Genomic DNA, 16786 nt, shown 5'->3' with positions numbered 1-16786 from the left:
GCCTGATATATTTATCTATTCGTCGCCCATCCGCAGTGCGGCGAGGAAGGCTTCCTGCGGGATGTCGACCTTGCCGTAGGTGCGCATCCGCTTCTTGCCTTCCTTCTGCTTCTCCAGCAGCTTCTTCTTGCGGGTGACGTCGCCGCCGTAGCACTTGGCGGTCACGTCCTTGCGCATGGCGGAGATGGTCTCGCGGGCGATGACGGAGCCGCCGATGGCTGCCTGGATCGGAATCTTGAACATCTGGCGCGGGATCAGGTCCTTCAGCCGTTCCACCAGTTGCCGCCCGCGTTCGTAGGCGCGCTTGCGGTGGACCACCATGGCCAGGGCATCGACCGGTTCGGCGTTGACCATGATCGACATCTTCACCAGGTCGCCTTCGCGATATTCGATGATCTCGTAGTCGAAGCTGGCATAACCGCGGCTGACGGACTTCAGCCGGTCGTAGAAGTCGAACACGACCTCCGACAGCGGCAGTTCATATTCCACCATGGCGCGGTTGCCGACATAGGTCAGGTTGGACTGGATGCCGCGCTTTTCCTCGCACAGCTTCAGGATCGACCCGAGATATTCGTCGGGGCACATGACCGTGGCCTTGATCCACGGCTCCTCGATCCTGTCGATCTTCACCGGATCCGGCATGTCGGCCGGGTTGTGCAGTTCCTGCAGCGTGTTGTTCGTCATGTACAGCTTGTAGACCACGCTCGGTGCCGTGGTGATCAGGTCCAGGTTGAATTCCCGTTCCAGCCGTTCCTGCACGATCTCCATGTGCAGCAGTCCCAGGAAACCACAGCGGAAGCCGAACCCGAGTGCTGCGGAGCTCTCCGGCTCGAAATGGAAGCTGGAATCGTTCAGCCGCAGCTTGGCCAGGCTGTCACGCAGGTCCTGATAGTCATTGGCGTCGATCGGGAACAGGCCACAGAACACCACGGGGATGGAGGGCTTGAACCCGGCCAGCGGCTCGGCGGCGGGCTTGCCTTCATCCGTCACCGTGTCACCGACATCGGTCTCCGCCACCGTCTTGATGGAAGCGGTGAAGAAGCCGATCTCCCCCGGCCCCAGTTCCGGCACGGTCGCCATCTTCGGCGTGAAGATGCCCACCCGGTCGATCTGGTGCGTGGCACCGCTCGACATCAGGCGGATCTTCGATCCCTTCTTCATGGCGCCGTCGATGATGCGGACCAGCACGACCACGCCCAGATAGGCGTCGTACCAGCTGTCCACCAGCAGCGCCTTCAGCGGCGCATCACGGTCGCCCTTCGGTGCGGGCAGCCGGGTCACCAGCGCCTCCAGCACGTCCGGGACCCCGAGGCCGGTCTTGGCGGAGATCATGACTGCGTCGGAGGCGTCGATGCCGATCACATCCTCGATCTGCTCCTTCACCCGGTCAGGATCGGCAGCAGGCAGGTCGACCTTGTTCAGCACCGGTACGATGTCGAGATCGTTTTCGATGGCCAGATAGACGTTGGCCAGCGTCTGCGCCTCGACCCCCTGGCTGGCGTCCACCACCAGCAGCGCGCCCTCGCAGGCTGCCAGGCTTCGGCTGACTTCATAGGAGAAGTCGACGTGGCCGGGGGTGTCGATCAGGTTCAGGATGTAGGTCTCGCCGTCCTGCGCCTTGTAGGCCAGGCGAACGGTCTGGGCCTTGATCGTGATGCCGCGTTCCCGCTCCAGATCCATGGAGTCGAGCACCTGCGCCTGCATCTCGCGATTTTCCAGGCCACCAGTCGCCTCGATCAACCGGTCGGCAAGTGTGGACTTGCCGTGGTCGATGTGAGCGACGATCGAGAAATTTCGGATGTTCTTGAGGTCCATGGCGGCGGAGTATTAGGTCTGCCTGCCCATGCTTGCAAGCACGCTGTGAGGCTGAGGCGTGCAGGCTCACCGGCTCAGTCGGAAATGGCCACGTCCAACTGCTCCAGCAGGCGGCGCGCATCCTCCGCCACCGCCGCCGTTTCGTCCTGCGCTATGACGCTCAGCAGGTCCTCCCGCGCGCCACGAATGTCCCCGGCACCTGCGCGGGATCGGGCACGTTCCACCAGAGCTTGCGGCTGGTCGGGCTGCAGCGCCAGCGCGTTGACGATGTCGCTCTCCGCCGCCGCAACCTGCCCCGTCTGGCGGTTGATCATGGCGCGCAGGGCATAGGCTTCCGCCGAAAGGTCGTCGATGGAGAGCACAATGTCCGTTTCCTGCTGGGCTTCATCGAAGCGTTTCAGACCGGCCAGCACATGGGCGCGGTCCAGATGCAGCGCCGCGCTGTTGCCCTGCCATTCCAGTGCCCGGTCCAGCGCCGTCAGCGCCCGCGCATCCTCCCGCGCCAGCACCCACAGCGCCGCTGCCTGGGACATGATGGTGGCCGCCATATCCGGCCGCGCACCGCCGAAGACCTCCGCCAGGTCCTGCATCCGTGTGGCGGCAAGGCGGCTATTGCCGTTCGCCGCCAGCGCCAGTGCCACGCAATGTTCCGCCGCCCTGCCCCCGCCGAGGTCGCGCCATTGCAGGGCCGCCGTCATGCCGGTCTCCGGATCGCGGTCCACGGCCTCCGTACATGCCTGATAGCTCTTCACGGTCGGGATCAGCGCCTGGGCGGCCGCCGTGCCCGCCGACATGGCCCAGCCTGCCAGCAGCAGCGCCAGTGCTTGACGCATGGGGGCGTGCCGGTTCAAGTGCCGCCTCCTGCCAGTATGGACTGACCTGTCATGATCGCCTCGCAACGTCATCTGTTCGAAATTCCGGACGATATCGCCTACCTCAACTGTGCCTACATGTCGCCCCTGATGAAGCCCGTCGTGGCGGCAAGCAGCACCGGTTTGCAGCGCAAGGCACGTCCCTGGACCGTGACACCGCAGGATTTCTTCACCGAGAGCGAGCAGGCACGGGGTCTGTTCGGGCGGCTGATCGGCGCGTCTGCCGACGATGTCGCCATCGTCCCCGCCGCCAGCTACGGCATTGCCACAGCCGCCGCGAACCTGCCGGTGGCTGCGGGACAGGAGATTCTGGTGCTGCGGGACCAGTTTCCCTCCAACGTCTACAGCTGGCGTGATCTGGCCGCGGATTCGGGGGCGGAGCTTCGCACGCTGCAGCGCGAACAGGACGGTGACTGGACCCGTGTCATCCTGGACGCCATCAGCTACCGTACCGCCATTGCTGCCCTGCCCCACAACCACTGGACCGACGGCAGCCTGATCGATCTGGTGGCGGTGGGTCAGAAGCTCCGGTCCGTCGGAGCCGCGCTTGTGCTCGACCTGACGCAGTCGCTCGGCGCCATGCCGTTCTCGGTCGCGGACGTGCAGCCCGATTTCATGGTCAGCGCCTGCTACAAGTGGCTGCTTGGTCCCTATTCGGTCGGCTTCATGTATGTCGCGCCGAAATGGCAGCAGGGCCGTGCGCTGGAACAGGGCTGGATCACCCGTGCCGGGTCGGAGAATTTCGCGCGGCTGCTGGACTACACCGATGCCCTGCAGCCCGGCGCGCGCCGCTTCGACATGGGGGAGCGGTCGAACTTCGCCCTGCTGCCCGGTGCGATCAGTGCCATGGAGCACCTGCTCGACTGGACACCGGAGGCCATCTCCGAGACTCTCGGCGCCCGCACCGGCGACATTGCGGCCAGGGCGGAGAAGCTTGGCCTGCTGGCACCGCCGGAGGGCACGCGGGCACCGCACTTCCTGGGTCTGCGGTTCCCCGACGGCGCACCGGAGACCCTAGTGCAGGACATGGCGGCGCAACAGGTCTACATCAGTCAGCGTGGGGACTCGATGCGCGTGACGCCTCACCTCTACAATACCGACGCGGATACGGATCGCCTGATCCAGGCCCTGTCATCGATCATCTGAAGCCTGCGGGAGGAACAGTCATGAGAATAGCAATTGCAGGTGCCGCCGGACGCATGGGCCGGATGCTGCTGACGGAGGTGCATGAGACCGACGGCGCGAAAATCGCGGGCGGACTTGAGCGGTCCGGTACGGACGGGATCGGCCAGGACCTGGGCAAGCTGATCGGCATCGAACCGGTGGGCGTGGCACTCAGCGATGATCCGGATACCGTCTTCGGAAATGCAGACGTGGTGATCGACTTCACCGTACCGGCAGCAACTGTCGCAAACCTCGGTCATGCCCGACGGCACGGAACGGCCATGGTCATCGGCACCACCGGCATGACGGCGGAGGATGACGCGAAGGTTGACGAGGCCGCGCGCGAGATAGCGGTCATGCAGGCCGGCAACATGTCGCTGGGGGTCAACCTGCTGGTGCAGGTGACCGCGCAGGTCGCCGCAGCGCTGGGCATCGACTGGGATGTGGAGGTGACGGAGATGCATCACCGCTGGAAGGTGGATGCCCCGTCAGGCACGGCATACATGCTCGGCAAGGCGGTGGCGGAAGGTCGGGGACAGGACCATGAAGCGGTCGCGGTCGGCGGTCGCCACGGCATCACTGGGGAGCGCCAGAAGGGCCAGATCGGCTATTCCGCGCTGCGTGGCGGCAATGTGGTGGGGGAGCATTCGGTTGTCTTCGCCAGTGACAACGAACGGGTGGTGCTGAACCACATCGCCAACGACCGGCGCATCTTTGCTGCCGGTGCCGTCCGCGCGGCACTGTGGTGCGCGGGGCGCAAGCCCGGCCGCTACGACATGATCGACGTTCTGGGCCTACGCGGCGCCTGATCCTCCGGATGCCGATCCATCAGAGCCGGCCTGGTCGGAGGCCGCCGCAGCGATCTGGCGCTTCTGCTCCTCGGTGAGCTGGGGCACGGTCTCGTCATCGGAGCCGCCATTGACCCGCACACGTACTTCGCGCCGGGCGAACTGGACGCCGTTCTCGTCGAACAGCTTCTGCACACGGTCGTAGATGAACTTGCGGATGGTGAACTGGGTACCCGGCTTGGCCATGAACTTGCCGCGCACCACGATGCCCACGTCGTCAACTTCCAGCACGCCCTGGCTCTTGAATGTCTGGATCAGATCACCTTCAAATTCAGGGATCTGACTCAGTTCCTTGCCGATCTGCTTGAAGATGTTCTTGACCTTCTTCAGGTCGGTCTCGAAGGGCACCGTGAACTTCAGCTTCATGATCACCCAGTCGCGCGAATAGTTGGTGATCTTCGGCACCGCACCGAACGGGATGGTGTGGATGCTGCCGCGATGATGGCGTAACTGCAGGGACCGGATGGAGATCTTCTCCACGGTTCCAACCGTGCTCTCGATCTCCACATATTCACCGGTCCGGAAGGCGTCATCGATCAGGAAGAAGATGCCCGAGACGATATCCGCCACCAGCTTCTGCGCACCGAAGCCGATGGCCAGACCGACGATACCGGCACCAGCGAGCAGTGGCGTGATGTCGAGGCCCAGGTTCCCGAGCGCCAGCAGCAGCGTGATGGTCACGATTGCCGCCTGCGAGGTCCAGCGCAGCAGGGGAAGCACGGTCGACAGTCGGGAGCCGCCCGCGCCGCCGCCCTCTGCGCCGACCTCCTCGGAGTTCAGGTCGATGCCGAGCGCGGTCTGCTCGTTGGCCAGCTTCCGGTTGATCCAGAGTGTCACCACCTCGTAGACCACGAAACCGACACCCAGCACGACGAGCACCTGGACAATCGATGCCGCCGCCCGTGCACCGAAACCGGCACTCGCCAGATTGCGGAAGTCAATCTGCCAGATCTGCGCGATCAGGATGATGACGATGGCGAAGGTGATGGCCCGGCCGATGCGGACATAGCTGCGCCGCGTTGCGGCAAAGGCCTCCTCCGCCACCACGCCCTCTCCCTTCATCGGTGGCGTCAGGTGCCGCACCAGGCCACGGACCATCGTGTCGAGGGTCGGGCACATGATCAGGATGAAGAGGGTCACATAGGCCTGTCCGTCAGCGACCAGTTCGAACATGCCCTGCCCGGTCAGGATCTCCACCAGCAGCCAGGTCAGGGCGCAGAGCGCGATCACCATGTAGGGGAAGTTGTCGGCCACACGGCGCTCGATCGGCCCCAGTTCCTCGTCACCGCCGCGCATCATCATGCGCAGACCGCGGCGCGCACGCCAGCTTGCCCAGGCAACATAGGACAGCACCCAGAGATTGAGCCAGAAACCGATCCGCGTCTCGCCCACCGGCACCCCGTGGACACGGTTGAACTCGATGATCAGGTACTGGAAGCCGACAATCAGGGCAAAGATGATCTGTCGGCGATGAAGGAAGCGCGCCGTCTCGTCATCCGTGTTCACCAACCGCAGTTCCGGGCGACGTGGTGCGATCAGGAAGCTCACGACCGCAGACATGCCCATTGGCAGCACGATCAGGCTGGTGACGAACAGCCGCGCGATCTCCCGGTCCACGTCGGTCATCAGGATGCCCAGCACGGTGCGCGAGACCAGCGCGAAGACCAGCAGCCCGGCCATGTCCATCAGCAGGCGCAGCCCCAGGATGCGTACGATCTCCTTCAGCCCCTCCCGTCCCGTGGCGGCCTGAATGCGGTCGCGCCAGCGTCCGGCGATGCGATTGGCCAGCCAGGCGGCGGCGAGACCGGCGCCGACCCCAAAGGCAAGCAGCGCGAAGAACCGGAAGACCCCGCCGGCACCGCGTTCCTCCGCAAAGCGTGCGAAGGCACGGGACTGGCTGCGGCCCAGCGTCGGCAAGCGTTCCACCGCGTCGGTCACCGACTCCGCGACATCGCTGGCCGCGCGTCCGAGAAAGTCGATCAGGCTGCCCGATTCAGCATTGCCGCTGCCGGATGCCGCCACCGCATCGAGCCGTTGCAGCAACAGGGCACGGACCTGCTCGTCAGACAGGCGCGATACCATCTCCCGCACCTGTTCGGGTGTCGGATTCTCCGGCAGGGCCGCAGTCTCCGCAGGCTGGGTCCCGCCGGACACGCCGGGGATCTGGGCCTGGACGGAAAGAGCGCCGGACAGCAACAGCGCGGACAGGCCGATCAGCATCAGCAACTTGCGCAAGGCAATTCCCCCATCATTCACCTGCGCCCCCCGACACGGCAAACGGATGATGGCGCAGTGTCTGGTTAACGGGAAGCCCCTTCCTGCCCGCCATGCAAGCTGCCCGCTTTACCTTCGCGCGACTTGTGGTGAACAATGCCCGACGGGACCACTTACTGGGGAGGAAGCTGGCCATGGATCAGGATTGCATCCGTTCGGGCGACAGGCGGCTCGACCGCGAAACGCTGGAAGCAAACGTCGCGAAGGCGGCAGGGGGCTTCAAGGCACTGGGCGTGGGGGAGGATGATGCCGTCTGCCTGATGCTGCGCAATGACTTCGCCTTCTTCGAGGCGTCGATGGGGGCCACCAATGCCGGCGCCTATGCGGTGCCGATCAACTGGCATGGCACGGCGGAGGAAGCCGGCTACATCCTGGATGACTGCGATGCCCGCGCGCTGGTGGTTCATGCCGATCTGTTGCCGGCGATCGAGGGTGGCATCCCCGACGACTGCATCGTGCTGGTGGCGGAGACCCCGCCGGAGGTGATGCAGGCCTATCGTATCTCCCCGGATGAATGTGCCGTTCCCGCCGGCCGGACCAACTGGAACGACTGGCTGCAGCAGCAGGAACCGATGGTTGGGGAGCCTGCGACGACGCGCACCAACATGATCTATACCTCCGGCACCACCGGAAATCCGAAGGGCGTGCGCCGCGAGCCCGCGACGCCGGAGGTGCAGGACAAGATCTACGGCCTGTTCACCCAGGTCTTCGGCATCAGCCCCGACCCGTCGATCCGCACCGTGATCACCGGCCCGATGTATCATTCCGCGCCCAACGCCTACGGGCTGTTCGCCGCCCGCTGCTGCGGCCTTGTGATCCTGCAGCCGCGATTCGATGCGGAGGAACTGCTGGCGCTGATCGAGAAGGAACGGCTGACCCACATCCACATGGTGCCGACCATGTTCGTGCGCCTGCTGAACCTGCCGGAGGAGGTACGCAACCGCTACGACCTGTCATCGCTGAAGTTCGTGGTGCACGCGGCGGCCCCCTGCCCCCCGGACGTGAAGCGGCGGATGATCGAATGGTGGGGACCGGTCATCAACGAATACTACGGCGGAACGGAGACCGGCGCGGTCTTCTTCCACACTTCCGAAGAGGCGCTGCGCAAGCCCGGCACGGTCGGTCGGCCCCTGCCCCATGCCGATGTCCGCATCGTCGATGACAACATGCAGACCCTGGGTCCGGGCGAGATCGGGGAGGTCTACATGAAGCTGATCGGCTGGCCCGACTTCACCTACAACAAGAACCCGGAGAAGCGGAAGGAAGCCGGTCTGGAGCATCTGGTGACCTGCGGCGACGTCGGTTTCATGGACGAGGAAGGCTTCCTGTTCCTCTGTGACCGGAAGAAGGACATGGTCATCTCCGGTGGCGTGAACATCTACCCGGCGGAGATCGAGGCCGTGCTGATCGGCATGCCCGGCGTGCGCGACTGCGCCGTGTTCGGCATTCCCGACGATGAATATGGCGAGTCGCTGGCCGCGCATATCCAGCTCTCGGATACTTCGGTAACGGAGGCGGACGTGCGCAGCTACATCGCCGACCACCTCGCCCGCTTCAAGGTGCCGAAGAAGATCGTCTTCGCGAAGGACCTGCCGCGGGAGGATTCCGGCAAGATCTTCAAGCGCAAGCTCCGCGCGCCCTACTGGGAGGCTGCGGGCCGACAGATCTGATCACCCTACGGAGGGGCGGCAAGCCGTCTGGGCAATCCGGTTCCAGGCAGTGCCGGGAACTGGGCGCGCGGATCAAGTCCGCGAGCGCCGTGGGGAGGTGAACGAAGCTGACCTCAACACTCACGCCGTACCCGGGCTCGACCCGGGTACCCAGGGTGCCGCACGAACGCTGAAAGGTGGGACCGGCGGATCAGGTCCCCATCAACCCGTCGCGGCTCAGCCTTCCAGTTCGCGGATGTAGTAGAGCAGGTCCAGTTCGGGGGCCTTGCCGGTCAGATGCGTGAGGATGCCGTGGGCCTGACCGCGATGATGGGTGTGATGGTTGAAGAAGTGCGCCAGGGTCTCTGACAGGGGCTGGGTGAACCTGTGCCCGGCGATGTTCCGGTAACTGAAGCTGGCCGCGAAATCCGCCTCGCTGCGGGAGGTGATGAAGCCGCTGATACGGTCATCCTCGGCCGCTCTCAGCCTACGCAGTTCGTCAAGGTCATGGGTGATGACCCGGTTCAGTTGACTCTCTTCCGGCCCGTCGCCCAGAAACCGGTGCAGCCACACCCGGTCCGCCACGATCAAGTGATTCAGCGTGCCCGACAGCGAACCGAAGAACGCCCCGACATCGCGGGTCCGGTCTGCCGCCGGGACAGCCGCTGCCGCGTCATAGAGTTTCCCGTTCGCCCAGATGTTGTAGGCGGCAAAACGCGTGAAGTAGGGTTTGAACATGGGCTGGTACTCCCTGCTGACCACATTTCGAACCTAGCGCCCGGTCGCCTGTTGGCAACGCAGTCATGGACATTGCGGAGCCTGAACGCCATTCTCCCGCCGCCGGTGCGGATCGGCGGCTGAAAATTCACTGCACGACAGGAACGGCGGATGCTGCGACGGCTGTATGACTGGACACTGGGGCTGGCCGCCCACCGCCGCGCCACGCCAGCGCTCGGCTTCATCAGTTTCATCGAGAGCAGCGTCTTTCCGATTCCACCGGACGTGATGCTGATTCCGATGATCCTGGCCGACCGCCAGCGTGCCTTTCGCCTGGCCCTGATCGCGACCATCTGCTCGGTACTGGGCGGTGTCGCGGGGTACGCCATCGGCGTCTTCCTGTTCGATCAGATCGCAGAACCGCTGATCCGGTTCTATGGCTATGACCATGCTTTCGCGGACTTCAGCGAGGGCTACAAGGAACAAGGCGGCTGGGTGGTCTTCTTCTTTGGCGTCACGCCATTCCCCTACAAGGTCATCACGATCGCAAGCGGCGTGACACGCCTCGATCTGGTGACCTTCCTGGTTGCCAGCGTCGCCGCACGGGGATTGCGTTTCTTCGTCGTCGCCACCCTGCTCTGGTACTTCGGTGAACCGATCCGTGCCTTCATCGAGAAGTACCTCGGTCCCCTGTTCATCCTGTTCGTGGTCTGTCTGATCGGTGGTTTCGTGGCGGTCCGCTTCCTGCTCTGAGTCCGACGGTCCCCTGCCTACCAGGTCTCCCCGAACGGCCTGACCTCGACCGCGAACGACCAGGCCGAGCGATCCTGATGCGCGACGTGAAACACTTCCTCCGCGATGGCCGACGGCTTGGCGAAGAAGTCGTCCGGCTTGTCGGGAAAGATCATCGGCCGGGTCCATGGCGTGTCGATCGCCGCATCGATGGTGACATAGGCGACATGAACCCCCTTCGGTCCGAAGTCACGCGCCATGGCCTCCGCCAGGATTCTCTGGGACGCCTTGGTCGGTGCGAAATGGGAAAAATGCGGCTTGCCGCGCCAGGCGGCCGTATTGCCGGTGACGACAATCGACCCCTCCCCGGCCGCGATCATGTCCGGCACGGTTTCCTGGGCCAGCACCAGCAGGGCCGTCGTGTTGACGCGGAACATCTTCTCCATCTTCAGGGCGTCGCCTTCCAGCACGAAGCGCGATCCGCCCATTGCCGCATTGTGGATGGCGGCGCGTGGTGCCCCCATCTCCCCCTTCACGCGCGCCAGAACCTCCCGCAGGGCATCCAGATCGCTGACATCACACGGGTAGGCCCGTGATCCGGCAATCTCCGCCTCCAGTTCGGCCAGCCGGTCAGCCGACCGGGCCAGCAGCGCCACGCGATAGCCACCCTGCGCGAAGCGGCGCGCGATGGACGCCCCCGTTCCCGCGCCTGCGCCGGTCAGGACACATACCGGATCCGTCATCGTTCATTCCTCCCCTTACGTTCTGCACCCCGCCAGTATAGACCCCCTTCATGCGTCAGGGGCGCAGTCAGTTGCAGACAGGGTGCACAATGTACGATTGCATCATCATCGGAGCCGGTGCCGCAGGCCTGATGGCGGCGCTGACCGCGGGACAGCGGGGCCGGCGCGTGCTGCTGCTGGATCATGCCGAGAAGGTGGGGAAGAAGATCCTGATCTCCGGCGGCGGGCGCTGCAACTTCACGAATCTCGGCTGCGCACCGGAGAATTTCCTCTCCGCCAACCCGCATTTCGCCAAGTCCGCCCTGGCCCGATACACGCCCCACGACTTCCTGGAGATGGTCGAGCGCCATGGCATCGCCTGGCACGAGAAGACGCTGGGGCAGCTATTCTGCGACGGCTCCGCCAGACAGATCGTGCAGATGCTGCTGGATGAATGCGCGGCGGGCAGCGTCGATATCCGACTGAACTGCACGATCCGGGACGTCAGCCGCGCCGACCATTTCCGGGTCACCACCTCGCTTGGCGATTTCAGCAGTCCGGGCCTGATCCTGGCCACCGGCGGTCTCTCGATCCCGAAGATGGGGGCCACCGGCTTCGCACATGATCTGGCCAGTCGCTTCGGACTGAAATTGCGGGACGTCCGGCCCGGACTGGTGCCGCTGACCTTCCAGGGTGAAACCGGCGCCTGGATGCGCGGTCTGAGCGGCGTGGCCCTGCCCTGCACGGCCACGGCAGGTCAGGCGCAGTTCGCCGAGGCCATGCTGTTCACGCATCGGGGTCTTTCCGGCCCGGCAATCCTGCAGATATCGTCGTACTGGCGGGAAGGCACGGAGATCACCCTCGACATTGCGCCCGGCATGAATGCGGAGCACCTGCTGCTGGACGCCAAGAGAGGGCGCCCGAAGGCGCAGGCCGCAACGGTGCTGGCGGAGCTGCTGCCCGCACGGCTGGCCACCGAACTCGCCGCGCAGCACCTGCCTCCACGCCCGATGGCGGAGATGCCGGATACCGCGCTGAAACACCTGGGCCGACTGCTGAACGGCTGGCGCTTCAGACCGGACGGCTCCGAAGGCTATGCCAAGGCCGAGGTCACGGCGGGCGGCATCGACACGGATGGCCTTTCATCACGCACAATGGAAGCCAAGGCGGTTCCCGGCCTTCATGTCATCGGTGAGGCTGTCGATGTAACCGGCTGGCTTGGCGGATATAATTTCCAGTGGGCCTGGGCCAGCGGGCGGGCGGCGGGTGAGGCTGTCTAGAACGCCTCCTCCAGCGTCGGCCCGGCACCGCGTACCCGCGTCTGGCGCATCAGGCGGCGGTGGCGGTCGGCATCGTAGCCGAGGCCTCGATGCAGCAGGCAGCGGTTGTCCCAGATCACGACTTCACCAGCCTGCCAGCAGTGGGTCAGAATGTTCGCTTCCGCCGTCGCATCCTCGATCAGCCCGTCGATCAGGTCCCGGCTGTCCTTCTCGCTCCAGCTCTCGATCTCCCTGGCGTGGGAACCCATGAACAGGTTCTTCCGTCCGTTTGACGGATTGCGGCGCACGAAGCGCTGCCGGACCGGCGGCAGGGACTTCGCCAGTGCCGGTGACACCGCATCGAGCGACACCTTGGAGCGGGAGAAGACGTAGTCGTGCACCACGACCAGCGGATCGACTTCCGCCCTGCGGGCACCGTCCAGTCTGTCGTAGGCCGCGCGGGCGCTGACGAACTGGGTCTCGCCACCTTCCGACGGCACCTCATAGGCCGAGGTGATGGAGATGAAGGCGGGCACGGGTTTGAAGCTGGCATCCGTGTGCCACATGTTGTTGCCGGTCAGGAAGATCGTCTTCCTGTGGTCATTGCCGAGTGCCGTACCGTCTTCCTGCACGTTGCCGATGGTGCCGAAATAGTCGATCCGCCCTTCCTCCCCCTTCGGCAGGTGGTTGGGTTCCGGTTCACCGATCTCCCGGGTGAAGGCCAGATGGCGGTCGTCGCCCGGCGCCTGATCGGGGAAACAGAGAAACGACCATCGGTCGATGGCATCCAGAAGCGCGCCACGCCGGGCCTCATCAAGCGGCACCGAGAGATCGAAACCGGTGATACGGGCACCGAAATCGGCATGAAGTGGCTGAATTTCCACAGTTATCCCTCCCCAGAAACAAGTGCCTGACGGTCGATCTTGCCCGTTCCCGTCTTCGGCATCTCGGCCACGAACTCCACGATGCGGGGATACTTGAACGGCAGCAAGGCTTCACGCACGTGCTGTTGCAGCAGCCTGACCTCCGCTTCGTCCCCCGCGTGTCCGTCGCGCAGGCAGACGACGGCCCGCAGCGCCATCCGCCGGTCGGGAAGCTGATGCGCCAGCACGGCGCACTCATGGACGTGCGGGTGCTCGTTCAGGCAGCGCTCCACCTCCAGCGGCCAGACCCACTGGCCCGAGACCTTGATCAGGTCATCGGCACGCCCCTGAAACTGATAGTAGCCATCCTGCTCCAGGAAGCGGTCTCCGGTATTGATCCAGTCTCCGCGCATGGTCTCGGCGGTCCTGTCGGGACGATTCCAGTAGCACGGGGCGGAGGACGAACCACGCACCCACATGATCCCCTCCTCCCCGTCCGGTGACGGGTTTCCGTCACGGTCGCGCAGTTCCACCTCGTAGCCTGGCACGCGGCGGCCGGCGGCACCGATACGCTGGTCGGCCTGGGTGTTGGAGAGATAGATATGCAGCACCTCCGTGGACCCCAGCCCCTCGATGGGGCAGAGGCCGGTCAGGTCCCGCCAGGCGTTGAAGATATCCTCCGACAGGGTTTCCGCCGCCGACATGGAGAGCCTCAGCGATGACAGGTCCCGTTCAGCCACGCCCGGTGTCCGGCAGATCGCGGTATAGAGCGTCGGCAGGCCGTAGAGCACCGTTGGCCGGAAGGTTTCGATGCAGTCGAGCACCGCAGCGGGATCGGGCCGCCCCGGCATCAGAACAGTGGTCGCCCCGACAGAGAAGGGAAAGGTGAAGGCATTGCCGAAGCCGTAGGCGAAGAAGATCTTCGGCACCGAGAAGCACAGGTCATCGGGCCGCAGTTGCAGCACCTTCTCCGCGAAGGACTGCTGCGTATAGGCCATGTCGTGATGCAGATGGACGATGCCCTTGGGCCGCCCCGTGGAGCCGGAGGAATACATCCAGAATGCCATGTCGTCAGGACCGGTATCCGCGACCGGCAGTTCGTCTGACTGACCAGCAATGAACGCGCTGGCGTGCTGGCTGTTCGCGGGCAGATCGCCGCTGCCATTGGCGATGACCACGCGCTCCAGCTTCGTGCCCGCCATGGTCCCGGCATTGAAACGGTCGGTGAACTCGGCCTCCGCCACTGCAATCCGGGCGTCGGTATCGGCGAGGAAGAACTGCAGCAGGTCCGGCGTGGTCAGCGTGTTGAGCAGGACCGGCACGAAGCCGGCCCGGACCGCGCCGAAGAATGCCGCCGGATAGGTGGGCGTGTCGTCGAGAAAGAACGCGATGCGCTCGCCACGCTCCAGCCCGAAACCCTTGAAGGCATTGCCCCAGCGCCCCGCCTCCGCACACAGTTCGGCGTATGTCAGGGTACCGGCGGGGCCGGTGACGGCCACCCGGTCGGCATTGGTCGGCAGGTTATCGAACAGGATGGCGCTGCAGTTGGGGTGAGCCGACTTGTCGAAGCCGATCTCCGCAGCCCCCGGAGTTTCACCAACCGGATCGATGATCTGCGTGTTCATGCGCCCTTTCCCCCTGCGGCCTCGTACCGGGTCATGAACTCCGGCGACAGCTTTCGCAGGCGATCCATGTCCACCCGGCCGGAACGGGTGACGTAGTCGAAGGCAAAGTCGAGCGGCGCCAGCGTCATCTTCTCCGGGAACCGGTCGTACCAGGCGGCGGAGGTATTGGCGGCATCGACGATCTTCTTCGCGATGGGCTGACGCGCGGCCTGAAACGCATTCAGGGCAGCCTCCAGGTCACTGTCGGCCTGCAACGCCCGGACCAGCGCAATCGCGTCCTCCATGGCCAGCCGGGTGCCGGAGCCGATGGAGAAATGTGCCGTGTGGGCCGCGTCCCCCAGGATGACCCGGCTTCCGCTGACCCAGTTGCGGCACCACAGGCGCGGAAACTGCCGCCAGAGGGAGCGGTTGCAGATCAGTTTCGCGCCCTGCAGCGGCTCCCGGAAGATCTCCTCGCAGGCCGCCGCGGTTTCCGTCTCGCTCATCCGGTCAAAGCCATGCGCGTGAAATGTCGCCGGATCGCATTCGACGATGAAGGTGCTCATTGCCGGCTGATAGCGGTAATGATGGGCATTCAGCGTGCCCCTGTCGGTGCGGACAAAGCTCTGCGTCAGCGTATCGAAGGGCTGTGTGGTGCCGAACCAGGCGAAGCGGTTCGCGAAGTGCTCCAGCGTCGGGCCGAACCCGTTCTCATCCGATGACCGGACCAGCGAATTCAGCCCGTCCGCACCGATGATCAGGTCGGCATCCAGATCGTCCACAGAGTTGATAACCGTGTCATAGTGCAGCTCGACCCCCTCATCACGCGCCCGTCCCTGCAGGATCTGCAGCAGTTCCAGCCGCCCGATCGCCGCGAAGCCGATCCCGTCCAGGGTGACACGATCCCCGGCATGGGAAAGGGTCATGTTGCGCCACCGCTCCATCCGCGGCGTGATCAGGTCATGTGTTTCAGGATCGTCGGCGCGCAGGAAATCGAGCGCCTGATCGGAGAAGACGACACCGAAGCCGAAGGTCGCGTCCGCCGGATTCTGCTCCGTCACCCGGACGGAGATGCCGGGCCATGCCCGCTTCAGCAGGATGGCCGCATAAAGCCCGGCAGGACCACCCCCCAGAATCTCGACGTGTTTCAACCCTGTCACCTGATCCGCTCCCCCCATCAAGCATCGCCCCGGAGACTGGCACGATCCAATCGGCACGCCCAGACCGGTCAGAGATGAATCTGATCTGGCCGGAATGCGCCTTCAGTTGCAGGCTCAGACACGTTCCTCGAAGCGGTCATTCGCGGGCGGCGGGGCCTTGGAAAGGCCGGAGATCTCTGCCCGCAGATCGGGTGTCATATCCACATCGACACTCTGAAGTGCCGGACGCAGTTGTTCGACATTGCGGGCACCGATGATCGGACTTGTGACCCCTGGATGACCGGCGACCCAGGCGACGGCAAGGCTGACGGGGTGAATCCCTGCATTGTTCGCAAAATCGGTGAACGCGGCAGCGGTCTCGTAGGTCCCTTCGGCACTGTAGCGCTTGGCATACATCTCGTTGGCGACCAGACGGCCCTGCTCGGGCTTCTGCTTCACACCATACTTGACACTCAAGGCACCACCGCCGACCGGGCTGTAGGGAATGACGCCGAGATTCTCCGACAGGGCCATGGGCAGGATCTCGCTTTCGGCCTGGCGCTTGACCAGCGAGTACATCGGCTGCAGCACGTCGAAACGCGCCCAGCCGCGCCGTTCCGAAATTCCGAGCGCCTTGGCGACCTGCCAGGCTGCATAGTTGCTGGCACCGATGTAGAGAACCTTGCCGGACTGCACGACGTTCTCGAGGCCGCGGAGAACTTCCTCGACGGGGAGGCTTTCGTCGAAATGGTGCATGAACAGCACGTCGATACGGTCGGTATCGAGACGCCTCAGGCTCTCTTCCACCTGACGCACGACATGGCGGCGGCTGCTGCCGCGGGCATTCACGTCCTTCCCCACGACCCCGGTGCATTTGGACGTGATGATCACCTCATCACGTTCGCCGGCGATCAAGCGCCCCAGAATCTCTTCCGAACGTCCGCTGGAATAGACGTTGGCACTGTCGAAGAAGTTGATCCCCGCGTCGCGGCAGGCCGCATACATGCGGCCGGACTCCGCTTCATCCGCATCGCCCCCAAAGGACATGGTGCCGTAGCAAAGCTCCGAAACCCTGACGCCCGTGGCGCCCAGCAGTTTGTATTTCATCGAATTCCCCACCCCTGATCC

The 16786-nt window shown here is 64.6% G+C and carries 14 protein-coding genes; 5 read left to right on the top strand and 9 right to left on the bottom strand.

Annotation, left to right across the window (positions count from 1 at the left end; genetic code table 11):
* Window positions 1-15 precede the first annotated feature (15 nt).
* Window positions 16-1815, bottom strand: coding sequence for a translation elongation factor 4 (gene lepA / locus QGV55_RS08360; protein ID WP_281017282.1), 1800 nt, complete (start codon window positions 1813-1815; stop codon window positions 16-18).
* Window positions 1816-1889: 74 nt separating this feature from the next.
* Window positions 1890-2648 (bottom strand): hypothetical protein, encoded by a 759-nt coding sequence (locus QGV55_RS08355; RefSeq protein WP_281017283.1) that lies wholly within the window; start codon window positions 2646-2648, stop codon window positions 1890-1892.
* A 51-nt stretch (window positions 2649-2699) separates the two neighbouring features.
* Between QGV55_RS08355 and QGV55_RS08350 the strand changes: the two genes are divergently transcribed.
* Together QGV55_RS08350 and dapB are read left to right on the top strand one after the other, a co-directional pair.
* Window positions 2700-3833, top strand: a complete 1134-nt coding sequence (locus QGV55_RS08350) for an aminotransferase class V-fold PLP-dependent enzyme (protein WP_281017284.1) — start codon at window positions 2700-2702, stop codon at window positions 3831-3833.
* Between the two features lie 20 nt (window positions 3834-3853).
* Window positions 3854-4660, top strand: coding sequence for a 4-hydroxy-tetrahydrodipicolinate reductase (gene dapB / locus QGV55_RS08345; RefSeq protein WP_281017285.1), 807 nt, complete (start codon window positions 3854-3856; stop codon window positions 4658-4660).
* On the opposite strand, the gene QGV55_RS08340 is transcribed toward dapB, so the two are convergent.
* Window positions 4646-6934 carry a mechanosensitive ion channel family protein gene (locus QGV55_RS08340; RefSeq protein WP_281023726.1) on the bottom strand — a complete coding sequence of 763 codons (2289 nt, stop codon included), beginning with the start codon at window positions 6932-6934 and terminating at the stop codon, window positions 4646-4648. The genes dapB and QGV55_RS08340 overlap by 15 nt on opposite strands.
* A gap of 173 nt (window positions 6935-7107) precedes the next feature.
* On the opposite strand from QGV55_RS08340, the gene QGV55_RS08335 reads away from it, so the two are divergent.
* The gene (locus tag QGV55_RS08335) at window positions 7108-8643 is read left to right on the top strand and encodes an acyl-CoA synthetase (RefSeq protein ID WP_281017287.1); all 1536 of its coding nucleotides are present in this window, start codon (window positions 7108-7110) and stop codon (window positions 8641-8643) included.
* 216 nt (window positions 8644-8859) lie between these two features.
* On the opposite strand, the gene QGV55_RS08330 is transcribed toward QGV55_RS08335, so the two are convergent.
* A complete protein-coding gene (locus tag QGV55_RS08330) occupies window positions 8860-9360 on the bottom strand; it encodes a DinB family protein (RefSeq protein WP_281017288.1) in 501 nt (166 codons plus the stop codon).
* Window positions 9361-9510: 150 nt separating this feature from the next.
* Here QGV55_RS08330 and QGV55_RS08325 point away from each other — a divergent pair, with 150 nt between their 5' ends.
* Window positions 9511-10092: a YqaA family protein gene (locus QGV55_RS08325; protein ID WP_281017289.1), complete on the top strand. Its 582-nt coding sequence runs from the start codon at window positions 9511-9513 to the stop codon at window positions 10090-10092.
* A gap of 17 nt (window positions 10093-10109) precedes the next feature.
* Here the strand turns inward: QGV55_RS08325 and QGV55_RS08320 are convergent, their stop codons facing one another.
* A complete protein-coding gene (locus QGV55_RS08320; protein ID WP_281017290.1) occupies window positions 10110-10814 on the bottom strand; it encodes an SDR family NAD(P)-dependent oxidoreductase in 705 nt (234 codons plus the stop codon).
* A gap of 89 nt (window positions 10815-10903) precedes the next feature.
* Between QGV55_RS08320 and QGV55_RS08315 the strand changes: the two genes are divergently transcribed.
* On the top strand, window positions 10904-12073 hold the full coding sequence (locus QGV55_RS08315) for an NAD(P)/FAD-dependent oxidoreductase (protein WP_281017291.1): 1170 nt from the start codon (window positions 10904-10906) through the stop codon (window positions 12071-12073).
* Here the strand turns inward: QGV55_RS08315 and QGV55_RS08310 are convergent.
* From QGV55_RS08310 to QGV55_RS08295, 4 genes are all read right to left on the bottom strand, one after another.
* A complete protein-coding gene (locus QGV55_RS08310; protein ID WP_281017292.1) occupies window positions 12070-12936 on the bottom strand; it encodes a TauD/TfdA family dioxygenase in 867 nt (288 codons plus the stop codon). The genes QGV55_RS08315 and QGV55_RS08310 overlap by 4 nt on opposite strands.
* Window positions 12937-12938: 2 nt before the next feature.
* A complete protein-coding gene (locus QGV55_RS08305) occupies window positions 12939-14540 on the bottom strand; it encodes a benzoate-CoA ligase family protein (RefSeq protein WP_281017293.1) in 1602 nt (533 codons plus the stop codon).
* Window positions 14537-15679, bottom strand: coding sequence for an FAD-dependent monooxygenase (locus QGV55_RS08300; protein WP_281017294.1), 1143 nt, complete (start codon window positions 15677-15679; stop codon window positions 14537-14539). Before QGV55_RS08300 ends, QGV55_RS08305 begins: the two co-directional genes overlap by 4 nt.
* Before the next feature lie 114 nt (window positions 15680-15793).
* Window positions 15794-16765 carry an aldo/keto reductase gene (locus QGV55_RS08295; RefSeq protein WP_281017295.1) on the bottom strand — a complete coding sequence of 324 codons (972 nt, stop codon included), beginning with the start codon at window positions 16763-16765 and terminating at the stop codon, window positions 15794-15796.
* Window positions 16766-16786 lie beyond the last annotated feature (21 nt).

The sequence above is a fragment of the Minwuia sp. IMCC3009 genome (genome assembly GCF_029909415.1).
Lineage (GTDB): Bacteria > Pseudomonadota > Alphaproteobacteria > Minwuiales > Minwuiaceae > Minwuia.
Note: the sequence above shows the minus strand (reverse complement) of the source record. Positions and strands in the feature narration are given on the sequence as shown.

Coding starts and splice junctions, on each gene's coding strand:
- QGV55_RS08335 (WP_281017287.1), top strand. CDS start 7,108: ATGGATCAGGATTGCATCCGTTCGGGCGACAGGCGGCTCGACCGCGAA.
- QGV55_RS08350 (WP_281017284.1), top strand. CDS start 2,700: ATGATCGCCTCGCAACGTCATCTGTTCGAAATTCCGGACGATATCGCC.
- dapB (WP_281017285.1), top strand. CDS start 3,854: ATGAGAATAGCAATTGCAGGTGCCGCCGGACGCATGGGCCGGATGCTG.
- QGV55_RS08315 (WP_281017291.1), top strand. CDS start 10,904: ATGTACGATTGCATCATCATCGGAGCCGGTGCCGCAGGCCTGATGGCG.
- QGV55_RS08295 (WP_281017295.1), bottom strand. CDS start 16,765: ATGAAATACAAACTGCTGGGCGCCACGGGCGTCAGGGTTTCGGAGCTT.
- QGV55_RS08330 (WP_281017288.1), bottom strand. CDS start 9,360: ATGTTCAAACCCTACTTCACGCGTTTTGCCGCCTACAACATCTGGGCG.
- QGV55_RS08355 (WP_281017283.1), bottom strand. CDS start 2,648: ATGCGTCAAGCACTGGCGCTGCTGCTGGCAGGCTGGGCCATGTCGGCG.
- lepA (WP_281017282.1), bottom strand. CDS start 1,815: ATGGACCTCAAGAACATCCGAAATTTCTCGATCGTCGCTCACATCGAC.
- QGV55_RS08325 (WP_281017289.1), top strand. CDS start 9,511: ATGCTGCGACGGCTGTATGACTGGACACTGGGGCTGGCCGCCCACCGC.
- QGV55_RS08305 (WP_281017293.1), bottom strand. CDS start 14,540: ATGAACACGCAGATCATCGATCCGGTTGGTGAAACTCCGGGGGCTGCG.
- QGV55_RS08320 (WP_281017290.1), bottom strand. CDS start 10,814: ATGACGGATCCGGTATGTGTCCTGACCGGCGCAGGCGCGGGAACGGGG.